We start from the raw sequence: 11,251 nt of genomic DNA on the forward strand, positions 1-11,251 counted from the left end.
ACCCGCACCGGCCTCGCCCCGAAACCCGGGCCCGCGGGCGCTCCCTGCCGGAGAAATGCGACAAGCAGCGACATCGAGCGTTTTCCCATCAGGTGTCGGGCGTTTCGCTCGCGCCTTTCCGTCGGCCCGGGGTGAAGATCCGGCAGACCTTCCTCGGTTGATCGGTTATCCCGCGTGTCGGATACCGGCGGCGGCGGTACGTTGACATCGGTCGATAGGCGTGCGGATTCATCGGCACAAATGCGAGATGACCTGGGAAAACTCGGGGTTCAACGGGTAAACGTGCGCACATGTCGAGACGGACGGGCTATCCACTCGGCTGGCGCCTCCGAAGTAGACCTGAGAGGTCAGGCGTGCGGCGGCAAGGCGACGATCCGGCCGGGCCGGGACGTCCATCGGCGAGGGTGGGGCCATGATTCGCGTAGCGGTGGTGCGGGACGAAGGATACTTCGGTGTGCCGGTCCGGGTGCTGCTCGAGGGCAAGCCCGATCTGCATTACGTCGGCACCGTTCCGTTCGCCGGCGACCTCCCGCAGCGGGCGGCCGAATTGTGGCCGACGGTGCTGGTCATCGACACCGAATACATGGTCAGTCAGGTATTGCCGATCGCGGCCGAACTGCACGCCACCCTGCCGTCCTGCGCCATGCTGCTGCTGTGCGACCCGGCCAAGCGCGGCATGCTCCCGCCCCGGCGCTGGGCCGGCGGGCTCAACTTCCTGCTCAAGGACGTCTCCGGGGCGGTGCTGGCGGACTCGGTCCGGCGCCTGGCCGCGGGCGAACGCGTCGTCTCGCCGCTGCTGCAGGCCGCCTCGCTCAACACCGACCGCGGGCTGAGCACCCGCGAGCTCGAGGTGCTCGGGCTGGCCGCCGAGGGCGAGTCGGTCAACGACATCGCCGGCCGGCTCTACCTCTCCGGCGGCACCGTGCGCAACTACCTGTCCGCCGTCATCACCAAGACCGGCGCCCGCAACCGCCTGGACGCGATCCGCATCGCCCGCAAGGACGGCTGGCTGCACTGACCGGCGGTGTGCGGCGCGTGGCCGACGTACCGTTGTCCCGGATGCCCTACCACCAGCTCGACGTGCCGGCGCTGCCGATCCTGCTGCCGCTCGGCGTCCTCCTCATGGCCGTCTCGGCGGTGGTGCTGCGCCGGCGCGGCCGGCTCGGCCCACGGCCCCTGCTCACGGCCTGGCTGGCCGGCTGGTACGCGGTCGCGGTGGTCGGCGCGACCCTGCTGCCCCTGCACCTGGCCTGGGGGCCCGGCGCCGGCCCGCCCGAGCTCTACCGGATCACCCTGGTCCCGCTGGTCACCGTGCGGGTGGGCGACTTCCTGCTCAACATCGTCATGACGCTGCCGCTGGCGGCGCTGCTGTACCTGGTGGCCGGGGTGCGGGACCGCCGGCCGGTGGTGCTGACCGGGCTGCTGGCCAGCCTGGGCATCGAGATCACCCAGGCCGTCGTCGTTCTGGCGGGGCACGGCAACCGGTGGGCCGACGTGAACGACCTGACCGCGAACACGCTCGGCGCGCTGCTGGGCTGGATGATCTTCCGGCGGGCCCTGCGGTCGGCGCCGGTACGCCGGGCGGTGCGGCCCTGGTCGCTCGGCCCGGACGAGCCGGCCCCGGCGAAGGCTCACCCCCCGGCCAGCCGCTCGTAGACCCGCGCGACCGCGGCGGCCATCCCGGCGGCGCTGTAGCGGGCGCCGGCCGACCGCGCGGGCAGCCGGGCGCCGTGGCGCTCCTGGTGGCTGAGCAGCTCGGTGCGCAGCGCCCGGGGCAGCGATTCCGGGTCGCGCGGGGAGAGCCGGTGCGTGCCCTCGACGGCCGCGCGGGCCGCCGCCAGCTCCTCCAGCGGCGGGCAGGCCGCGTACAGGGCGGGCAGGCCGGCGGCGAGGGCCTCGAGCACCACCAGGCCGCTGGTGCCGGGGCCGGCCGGGGAGGCGAACACGTCCATCGCGCAGAGCATCGCCCGGACGTGGTCCACGGACCCGGCGAACCGCACCCGGTCGGCCACGCCCTCGATGACGGCGAGCCGTTCCAGCGCGACCCGGGCCGGCCCGTCGCCGACCAGCAGCAGGCTGGCGCCGGGCACCTCGGCGACCGCCCGGATCAGCCGGTCGATGCCCTCGCCGTGCGCCAGCCGGCCCACCGCGCCCACGACCGGCGTGCCGGGCGCGATCCCCAGCCGCTCCCGGACCGCGGCCCGCAGCGCCGGGTCGAAACGGAACTCGGCGACCTCGAGGGCCTTGGGTATGACGGTGATGCGCGTGCCGGGCACGCCCCAGGAGCGCAGCCGCTCGGCCACCGCCGGTGTCACCGCGATCGTGGCCTGCCCGAGGCGCTCGCCCGCCAGGTAGAGCGCGCGGACCGCGGCGGTCGCCGGGCGGCCCTCGACCGACTGCTCGCTCAGGTGGTGCGCGGTGGCCACGACGGGCTGGACGCCGGCCAGCCGCGCGGCGAAGCGGCCCTGCACGCAGGCCCGGTAGAGGTGGGTGTGCACCAGGTCGAAGCGGCCGCGCCGGATCAGCCGGCGCAGGCGGACGACGGTGGCCGCGGCGCCGCCCGCGGCGACCTCGTGCACGGTCGTGCCGTCGGCGCGCATCGCGGCCGCGGCCGCTCCCGGCCGCGACAGGGTGACCACGTCGCAGTCGTACGGCAGCCGGTGCACCAGCAACCGCAGCTGATGCTCGGCGCCGCCGTGGCCCGTGGCGCTGATGACGTGCAGGACTCTCATGTCCGGCGGTCCGGGTGCGCGCGGTAAGGCGTCATTTTCCGCTCCTGGCTCGGCGAGCGCGCCAGCCACGCTGCCAGAGCGCCGGCCGGCGCGTAAGTCGCAGATGTCATGCCGAACATGAATGCCGCCGATGCCGCGAAACGCGGCGGCCGGCCCGGCCGATCGGCGGCCCCGCGACGCCGGAAGTCGCTGCGGCACAAGCGATCGAGAGCGCTCGGCGACCCCGCGGACTGAACGTGAAACATGCTCAGGTAGGCCATGACAATTACTACTGTGCTCGTTCTGCGGCGACTGGCAACCTCTATTCGTAAGCGCTGAAAAGCGATCAGCGTTGCGCCCGGAGCGCCATTTCATCAATCCGCAATGGTGGCCGCGGCGCTCCATTTCCCGACCCGCCGGTATCCGTACAGGGAGGAAATCCATGCAGGTACGGCGAGCAGCTCCCGACGCCACCGCGGGGCACCCGGCCGCGCGCCGGTGGCGGGCTCGGAGCCCCCGGCCGGCGCCGTGGTTGCGCGCGGCGTTACCCGGCCGGGCCGCCCGGGCCGGGGTCGACGCCGCGGCGCTGGGCCTGGCCCTGCTGATCGCCACCCTGCTGCGCCACGACGGCGACTTCCACCGGGTCGACCTGTCCGGGCTGCTGGCGCTCGCGATGGTCGCCGCGGTCGTGCACACCGTGGCCGGCCTGCGGTTCGGCCTCTACACCGGACGCTGGTCGTACGGCTGCTTCGAGGAGATCGCCGCGCTGGCCCGGACCGCGGCCGTGACCACGCCGGTGGTCTTCGTGCTGGACACCCTGCTCGGCCGGCTGGTGCCGCGCTCGGCCATCATCGGCGCCGGCCTGATCGCGCTGGTGCTCACCGCCGGCGTCCGCTACGCCGTCCGGCTGATCGACGACCAGCGGCTGCGTCCCTCGCCGGAGCCCGGCACCCGGGTCGTGGTGATCGGCGCCGGCGAGGGCGCCACCCAGGTCATCCGCGCGATGCTGCGCAGCCCGTTCAGCCCGTACGTGCCGGTCGCGCTGCTCGACGACGACCCCACCAAACGCACCCTGCGGATCATGGGGGTGCCGGTGGCCGGCAACCGGCACGACCTGGCCGAGGTGGCGCGGCGCTACCGGGCCGACGCGGTGCTCATCGCCATCCCCAGCGCCGGCGCCGACCTGGTCCGCGAGCTGACCGGGCTGGCCGCGCCGCTCAACATCGACCTGAAGGTGGTGCCGCCGGTCGTCGAGCTGTTCGGCCGTACCGTCTCGGTCGAGGACATCCGGCCGGTCAGCCACGCCGATCTGCTCGGCCGCCGCGAGATCGGCATCGATCTCGCGGCGGTGGCCGGCTACCTGGCGGGCCGCCGGGTGCTGGTCACCGGCGCCGGCGGCTCGATCGGCTCGGAGCTGTGCCGCCAGGTCGCCCGCTTCCACCCGGCCCGGCTGGTCATGCTCGACCGCGACGAGTCCGGCCTGCACGCCGTGCAGCTCTCGCTGGACGGCCGCGGCATGCTCGACGACCGCAACCTGGTCGTCGCCGACATCCGCGACCAGCAGCGCCTCGACGAGGTGTTCACCGAGCACCGGCCCCAGGTGGTGTTCCACGCCGCCGCCCTCAAGCACGTGCCGCTGCTGGAGATGCACCCCTCCGAGGCGCTCAAGACCAACATCATCGGCACGTACCAGATCCTGCAGACGGCCCTGCGCCACGGCGTCGACCGGCTGGTCAACATCTCCACCGACAAGGCCGCCGAGCCGGTGAGCGTGCTGGGCTACTCCAAGCGGATCACCGAGCGGCTCACCGCCGCCGCCGACGAGGCCACCCGGGGCACCTACTGCAGCGTGCGCTTCGGCAACGTGCTGGGCAGCCGCGGCTCGGTGCTGACCGCCTTCGCCGCGCAGGTCGAGGCGGGTGGCCCGATCACGGTCACGCACCCCGACATGACCCGCTACTTCATGACCGTGCAGGAGGCCGTGCGCCTGGTCATCCAGGCCGGCGCCATCGACAGCTCGGGCGAGGTGCTGGTGCTCGACATGGGCGAGCCGGTCCGCATCGACGACGTGGCCCGCCGCATCGCCGCCGCCGCCGAGCGGCACATCCAGATCGTCTACACCGGACTGCGGGCCGGGGAGAAGCTCGCGGAGACGCTGCTCGGCCCGGGCGAGCCCGACCACCGCCCGCACCACCCGCTGATCTCCCAGGCGCCGGTGCCGCCGCTGGACGGCTCGGTGCTCTCGCTGCTGGACCCGGCCGTGCCGCGCCAGGACCTGATTGCCGTGCTGCGCTGGCTCGCCGAGAGCCCGGCGCTGTCGCCGGCCCGGGTGGCCCCGGCGCCGGTCGCGCTGCGCAACGGCCGTCGCAACAAGACCACCGCCGCGTAGCGGCGCTCAGGCTCGAAGGGAGCACGCATGCGGGTCGTGATCGCCGGCCAGGGGTACGTGGGACTGCCGCTGGCCGTCCGCGCCGCCCAGGTCGGCCACTCGGTGGTCGGCTTCGACGTCGACGAGGAACGCGTGAAGCGCCTCGTCGCCGGCGAGTCCTACGTGGACGACGTCTCGTCGGCGGAGCTGCAGGAGGTCCTGGAGGCCGGCACGTTCCAGCCGTCGGCCGACCCGCGCTCGTGCGCCGGCTTCGACGTCGCGGTCATCGCGGTGCCGACGCCGCTGCGCGAGGGCACCCCCGACCTGCACTACATCGAGCAGTCGGCCCGCACCCTGGCCCGCTACCTGCGTCCCGGCGCCACGGTCGCGCTGGAGTCGACCACCTACCCGGGCACCACCACCGAGCTGGTCGCCCCGCTGCTGGAGGAGGGCTCCGGGCTGATCGCTGGCGTCGACTTCCACCTGGGCTACAGCCCCGAGCGCATCGACCCGGGCAACCGGACGTGGAACCTGGTCACCACGCCCAAGGTCGTCTCCGGGATCGACGCGGAGTCGCTGGCCCGGGTGCGGGCCTTCTACGCCTCGGTCGTGGAGCACACCGTGCCGGTCTCCGACCCCAAGGTCGCCGAGCTGGCCAAGCTCATGGAGAACACCTTCCGGCACGTCAACATCGCGCTGGTCAACGAGCTGGCGGTGTTCGCCCACGAGCTCGGCATCGACGTCTGGGAGGCGATCGCGGCGGCCTCCAGCAAGCCGTTCGGCTACCTGCCGTTCGTGCCGGGCCCGGGCGTCGGCGGGCACTGCCTGCCGATCGACCCGTCCTACCTGTCCTGGCGGGTGCAGCGGACGCTGGGCCAGAGCTTCCGCTTCGTCGAGCTGGCCAACGACATCAACAACCACATGCCCGACTACGTGGTGCGGCGGCTGGTCGGCGCGCTCAACACCCGCCGCAAGCCGGTCAACGGCTCCACGGTGCTGCTGCTGGGCCTGGCCTACAAGCGCAACAGCGGCGACGCCCGCGAGTCGCCGGCCCGCCGGGTCGCGGCGCTGCTGCTGGAGATGGGCGCCGAGGTCCGCGCGGCCGACCCGCACGTGGTCGAGGACGCCCACGTGGACCGCCGCGTCGTCCGGGTCGCCGCGAGCGCCGAGCAGCTCGCCGCGGCCGACGCGGTGATCCTGCTGGCCGACCACGACGCCTTCGACCTGGACCTGGTCGTCACGCACGCCCGCTACGTCCTGGACACCCGGCACCGCATCACCGGACCGAACGTGGAGTCGCTATGACCGTGTGGGATGGTCTCAACCGCCTGGCCGCCGCCGTCGCCCTGCTGCTGCTGTCACCGGTGATCCTGGTGATCGCGGCCTGGATCCGGATCGCCGACGGCCCGGGGATCCTGTTCGTGCAGGACCGCGCCGGCCTCGGCGGCGTCCCGTTCCGGATGCTCAAGTTCCGCACCATGGTCCACAACTCGGTCGCGCTCAGCGCGCAGCTCGGCATCGACGACCCGTTCGGCCTGGTGGAGAACGACCCGCGGATCACCCGCTGCGGCCGCTTCCTGCGCCGCACCAGCCTGGACGAGCTGCCCCAGCTGGTGAACGTGCTGCGCGGGCAGATGCGGCTGGTCGGCCCGCGCCCGGACGTGCTGCCGCAGGTGGCCCACTACTCGGCCCAGGACGCCCGGCGGCTGGAGGTCAAGCCCGGCATCACCGGCTGGGCCCAGGTCAACGGGCGCGACGACATCGACTGGCCGCAGCGCTTCGCCCTGGACCGCTGGTACGTCGACCACCGCTCGCCCGCGCTGGACCTGCGCATCCTCTGGCGCACCGTGGCCACCCTGCGCCGCGACGAGGCGCCGGTGCACGTCGACGAGCTCAACATCCGGCGGGCGCGGGACACCGGCCGTGCGGCCTGAGGTCGGCTCGGAGTTCCACTGGGACCCGGCGGCCGTCGGGTCCTCACCCTCCTTGTTGCCGGCACGGTTCGAGCTGTTCGCCACCGGCTGCGGGGCGCTGAGCACGCTGCTGCGCCGGCTGGCGCCGGCCGGCCGGCTGCACGTGCCGTCGTTCTTCTGCATGGGGGTGGCCGAGGCGCTGTCGGCGTACGTGCCGATCGCCTGGTACCGCCACCTGCCGGACGGCGCCGGCCCGCGCCTGGCGACCCTGCGCGCGGCGCCCGGCGACGTGGTGCTGACCCAGAACCTCTTCGGCCGCGACGACCCGGCGCCGTGGGACGCGTGGAGGCGCGCGCACCCCGGCGTGCCCGTGGTGGAGGACCACTCGCACGACCCGTTCAGCGACTGGGCCCGGCACAGCACGGCCCCGTACGCGATGGCCTCGCTGCGCAAGACCCTGCCGCTGCCCGACGGCGGTCTACTGTGGTCGCCCCGCGGGCTCGACCTGCCCCGGCCGGCCGGCGAACGCGGCGCCGGCGCGGACCTGAAGCTGGCCGCGATGCTGCTCAAGCAGGCGTGGCTGGCCGGCCGGCCGGTGCCCAAGGAGATGTTCCGCGCCCTGCAGCAGCGGGGTGAGCAGGCCCTGCTGGGCGGGGCCGGACCGGCCAGCACGGTGACGGCGACGCTGCTGCCCCTGCTGGACGTGGCCGGGCTGCGCGCGGCCAGCACGCGCAACGCCCACGCCCTGGTCGCGGCGCTGGGCGCGGGCAGTCCGCGGTGGCGGCTGCTGACCGGGGGACCGGCGGGGGCGGCCCCGTTCCGGGTGCAGTTGCTCTGCGCCTCGGCGGCCGCCCGCGACGCGCTGCTGGGGCACCTGGGGGAACACGGGATCTTCGCCCCGGTGCACTGGCGGCAGGACCGCGACGGATTCACCAGCGGCGACGGGGAAGCCGCCGACTGGGCCGCGCGGATCCTCACCGTACCGGTGGACCACCGCTGCGGGCCGGAGGACGTCCGCCGGGTCGCGGCGGTGCTCGGACATTGACGTTCTTGACTTCATGGAGGGAGCCGACCAATATTTAACAAAGCTTACTGAGATGGGGTCGGGTCATGCGCAGGTCGTCCATGGCAGCAACGTTGTCCGCGATGGTGCTGGCCGCCGGCCTGCTGGTCGCGCCCCCGGCCACCGCACACCCCACCCCGCCCCGCGAATGCGCCACCCCGTCGATCGACCGCCTCCAGCAGTGGCTGGCCAGCGGCGAAGGCGCCACCGTCCCGGCGACCGGCAGCCTCCTGGTGCCCCGGCACGGCGGCTACGAGGCCCGGGTGACGTTCGTGAACGCCGAATGGCACGTGGCGGTGGTCTGGCTCGGCAACCAGTTCGAGGCCCAGGCCGACCTGTCCCGCTCCGCCGGCTTCCGCCTCACCTACAGCGCCACCGACGACCTGTACGTGCAACTGCGCCCGGCCTCGCACTGGAGCGGCGGCGCCCAGTGGGCGACGGTGGTGCCGTCCACCGGGGGACGGGTGGTGACCAGGTTCTTCAGCTTCCGCCCGGAGGCGTGGGCGGCGGTGCCGGAACTGGGCGCGCCGGCGCACACGTACGCGTCGGCGCTGAGCGAGGCGCGCGGGCTGGTCTTCGTGGGCAAGACACCGAACGAGCTGACCTTCCGGGGGCTGCGCGTCCACCGGTACGTGCCGCCCTGCCGGTAGCGCCGACGGGTCGAGCGTTCAGTCGCGCAACGCCAGCAGCCGTTGCTCGTACCTGCGGTAACCGGATCGCAGCAGCATCTCGCCGAGCAGCGCCAGCGCCCACCCGCCGGACAGCGTCGACGCGTCGTCCCGGGCCGGGGCGAACGCGAAGTCGTGCTCCAGCGACACGGTCCGGGAGCCGTCGGCGCCGGCCCGTTGCAGGTCCCCGAGGTCGACCACGGCGTCGATGCCGGCCGGCGTGCCGATCCGCACGTGCAGATTCAGCGCGGGGTCGGCGTCGAACGAGGTCAGCACGCGGCCGAACAGCGCCGACGCCGACTCGAGGCCGGTGGCGATCATCGCGGTGAGCATGCCGTCCATCTCGTTCAGGGACAGCGCGGCCGGCAGCGGCCGGGCGTCGTGTCGCCGCCCCGCCGGCCGGCGGTCCGCTCCGAGTTCGGTCAACCACAGCCCGATCTCGAAGTCGGCCATCAGGAACGGCCGCGGCAGGTCGCCTCCGGTCCGCACCGCGGCGCCGGCCAGGACCGGCGTCTGCACCCGCCAGAAGCCCGCGTCCTCGTCGGTGGAGGCGAGCGCCGTGACGCAGTGGGTGTAGCTGCGGCCGTCGCCCGGATCCGCGATCTCCCACCGCCGGGCGGCCAGCGGCCAGGACCTCGCGGCCGATCCCAGCCAGCGCGTCATCGGGCTGTTTTCGAGCGTGGCCAGGATGACCCGTTCACGCTGCTCACCCACCAGCCCGGGGCCGGGCGGGCCGGCTTCGGTCGAGGCGTCGGCCGGCGTCAGGACAGCCACCGTCACCCGGAGGTCGGGCACCTCGGCGCCGGGGGCGCGCAGCACGGTCGCCCGGTTGCCGAGTCGGCGGGGGGGTCCCTCCGGCAGCGCCGGCAGACGTCTCCCGGCGGCGTGCGAGGCGACAACGGCGCGCAACGCGACGGTGGCGTGGCGCCGACGGCCCGCCCACGAGACGTCCAGGTCGTCCGGCTCGCCCGGGAGCTGCGGGCCGTCGAGGGCGGTCCGCACGCTGTCCAGCCCGAACCTTCCGAGCATCTCCGTCGCATCGAAGTGGACGATCAGGGGAGGGCCGGTGTCACCCTCCGTCCTGACCTGCACCAGCCGGGCCGCGATCGCGATGAGCGGTAACCCGTCGGCCAGTGCCGCCTGGAGCCGCCGGTTCACCGCCCGGGCGCCGAGCAGATCCTCGACCAGGGTGAACAGCGTGGCGGTCGGCTGATCCGGCGCCTCGTCCCCGTCGCGCACGTGCTCCTGGAAAAGCCCCCATCCCAGGTCGGTGGTGCGCGCGATGAGCTCGGGCAGCCAGTCGGCGGTGAGGATGCTGCGCGCAGTCGACAGCGCGTGCAGGAAGTCGACCACACCCCGGAACCCCGTCCTCGCCAGGGCGGGCATCAGGTTGGGCACGTCGAGCCTCTCGATCATGCACAGCAGGCGGGTCAGCCACTGGACCATGGCAGCGTCCGGGCCGCCCACGACGCCCGCACCGGCGGGCATGGGCAGGTACCGCACCGCCTCGTACAGAATCGCCGCGGCCTCGTCCGGCGTGAGCTGCTCGGACAGGGCGGCCAACCGCCGCAGGGCACCGGCGCTGCTCGCGCAGGCCTCCCGGTCGGCCGGGTCGGGAGTGAGCAGGCCGTCCAGCGCCAGGCGGGGGAACGGGGTACGCGCCCACATGTGCAGAACCCTTGCCAGCTCCGCGTCGGACAGGTCCAGGTCACCGCGCGCGAAGGCCCGGGAGATCAGCCAGCCGGCGCCCGTCCCGCCAGGCGCGCAGCCGCTCGTCGTCCTCGAAGGCCACCGGCGCCGTCAGCCACGACCGGTCGGCCAGCACGGCCCGGTACACCGGCGGACAGGTCGCCCGAAGGTGGGTCACCACCAGGAAGTCGACCAGCGTCAGCTGGTCGTAGGCGACGACGTAGTGCACGTTCGGCAGCCGTCCCACCACCCGGATCGCCCGGAGCAGGGCCAGCAGCTCATCCGGCTGCAGCCGGTCGACGTCGTCCACGAAGACCAGCACCGGCCGATCGATCGCGGCCAGTTCCGTCTCGAGCTCCTCGAAGTGCGTCTGGAGCGTGCCCTCGTCCGTCCACCGGCGGGCGGCCAGCTCGAACGCCTTGGTGGTCGCGGCGCCGGCGCCGGGAATGAGCCCGAGGGCCGGTGTCGCGTAGAGGGCGTAGGTCTTGAGCTTCTCCCGCGCTGATCTGGCCTTCTCCGGCAGAGCCGACCGGATCGCGCCGAGCAGCTCCGCGACGATCGCCTCCGCCGACCCCAGCGCCCACGGGTTCAGCCGCGCGATGCCCCACCGTTTCTCGTCCAGCTTCTCCAGGACCAGGTTCACCGTGCTCGTCTTGCCGCTGCCCCACGGCCCGACCACCGCCAGCACCGTGCTGCTCGACTGCGTGCCGATCTCGGCGAACATCGCGACCAGCCGGTCCACGAACTCCCGGCGCCCGAGCGTCTCCTCACCCGGGGAGGAGATGGGATCGTCCGCCCACCAGCCCCTTGCCGCACTGTCCACCATGTCACGCAGGTTA

General features: G+C 73.7%; 10 protein-coding genes. 7 read left to right on the forward strand and 3 right to left on the reverse strand.

Annotated elements, in window-relative coordinates; genetic code table 11:
• Positions 1-412 precede the first annotated feature (412 nt).
• Together Ani05nite_RS01835 and Ani05nite_RS01840 are read left to right on the forward strand one after the other, a co-directional pair.
• Positions 413-1,018, forward strand: a complete 606-nt coding sequence (locus Ani05nite_RS01835; protein WP_203763577.1) for a response regulator transcription factor — start codon at positions 413-415, stop codon at positions 1,016-1,018.
• Positions 1,019-1,059: 41 nt separating this feature from the next.
• A complete protein-coding gene (locus tag Ani05nite_RS01840; protein ID WP_203763580.1) occupies positions 1,060-1,656 on the forward strand; it encodes a VanZ family protein in 597 nt (198 codons plus the stop codon).
• Here the strand turns inward: Ani05nite_RS01840 and Ani05nite_RS01845 are convergent.
• Complete coding sequence (locus tag Ani05nite_RS01845; RefSeq protein WP_203763583.1) at positions 1,632-2,732, reverse strand: glycosyltransferase; 1,101 nt, start codon at positions 2,730-2,732, stop codon at positions 1,632-1,634. The two genes, Ani05nite_RS01840 and Ani05nite_RS01845, sit on opposite strands and share 25 nt — an antisense overlap.
• A 421-nt stretch (positions 2,733-3,153) precedes the next feature.
• Between Ani05nite_RS01845 and Ani05nite_RS01850 the strand changes: the two genes are divergently transcribed.
• From Ani05nite_RS01850 to Ani05nite_RS01870, 5 genes are all read left to right on the forward strand, one after another.
• Positions 3,154-5,100, forward strand: coding sequence for a nucleoside-diphosphate sugar epimerase/dehydratase (locus tag Ani05nite_RS01850; protein WP_203763586.1), 1,947 nt, complete (start codon positions 3,154-3,156; stop codon positions 5,098-5,100).
• Between the two features lie 27 nt (positions 5,101-5,127).
• Positions 5,128-6,384, forward strand: a complete 1,257-nt coding sequence (locus tag Ani05nite_RS01855; RefSeq protein WP_203763603.1) for a nucleotide sugar dehydrogenase — start codon at positions 5,128-5,130, stop codon at positions 6,382-6,384.
• On the forward strand, positions 6,381-7,013 hold the full coding sequence (locus Ani05nite_RS01860; protein WP_203763605.1) for a sugar transferase: 633 nt from the start codon (positions 6,381-6,383) through the stop codon (positions 7,011-7,013). Before Ani05nite_RS01855 ends, Ani05nite_RS01860 begins: the two co-directional genes overlap by 4 nt.
• Positions 7,003-8,037 (forward strand): hypothetical protein, encoded by a 1,035-nt coding sequence (locus tag Ani05nite_RS01865; protein ID WP_203763608.1) that lies wholly within the window; start codon positions 7,003-7,005, stop codon positions 8,035-8,037. Before Ani05nite_RS01860 ends, Ani05nite_RS01865 begins: the two co-directional genes overlap by 11 nt.
• 80 nt (positions 8,038-8,117) lie before the next feature.
• Entirely contained in the window at positions 8,118-8,705 is a 588-nt protein-coding gene (locus Ani05nite_RS01870; RefSeq protein ID WP_239129104.1) for a hypothetical protein, read from the forward strand.
• A gap of 18 nt (positions 8,706-8,723) precedes the next feature.
• Here the strand turns inward: Ani05nite_RS01870 and Ani05nite_RS01875 are convergent, their stop codons facing one another.
• Positions 8,724-10,391, reverse strand: a complete 1,668-nt coding sequence (locus tag Ani05nite_RS01875) for a hypothetical protein (protein WP_203763611.1) — start codon at positions 10,389-10,391, stop codon at positions 8,724-8,726.
• A 40-nt stretch (positions 10,392-10,431) separates the two neighbouring features.
• Positions 10,432-11,238 (reverse strand): KAP family P-loop NTPase fold protein, encoded by an 807-nt coding sequence (locus tag Ani05nite_RS01880; protein ID WP_203763615.1) that lies wholly within the window; start codon positions 11,236-11,238, stop codon positions 10,432-10,434.
• Between the last annotated feature and the right edge of the window lie 13 nt (positions 11,239-11,251).

The sequence above is a fragment of the Actinoplanes nipponensis genome, from assembly GCF_016862275.1.
Classification (GTDB): Bacteria; Actinomycetota; Actinomycetes; order Mycobacteriales; family Micromonosporaceae; genus Actinoplanes; species Actinoplanes nipponensis.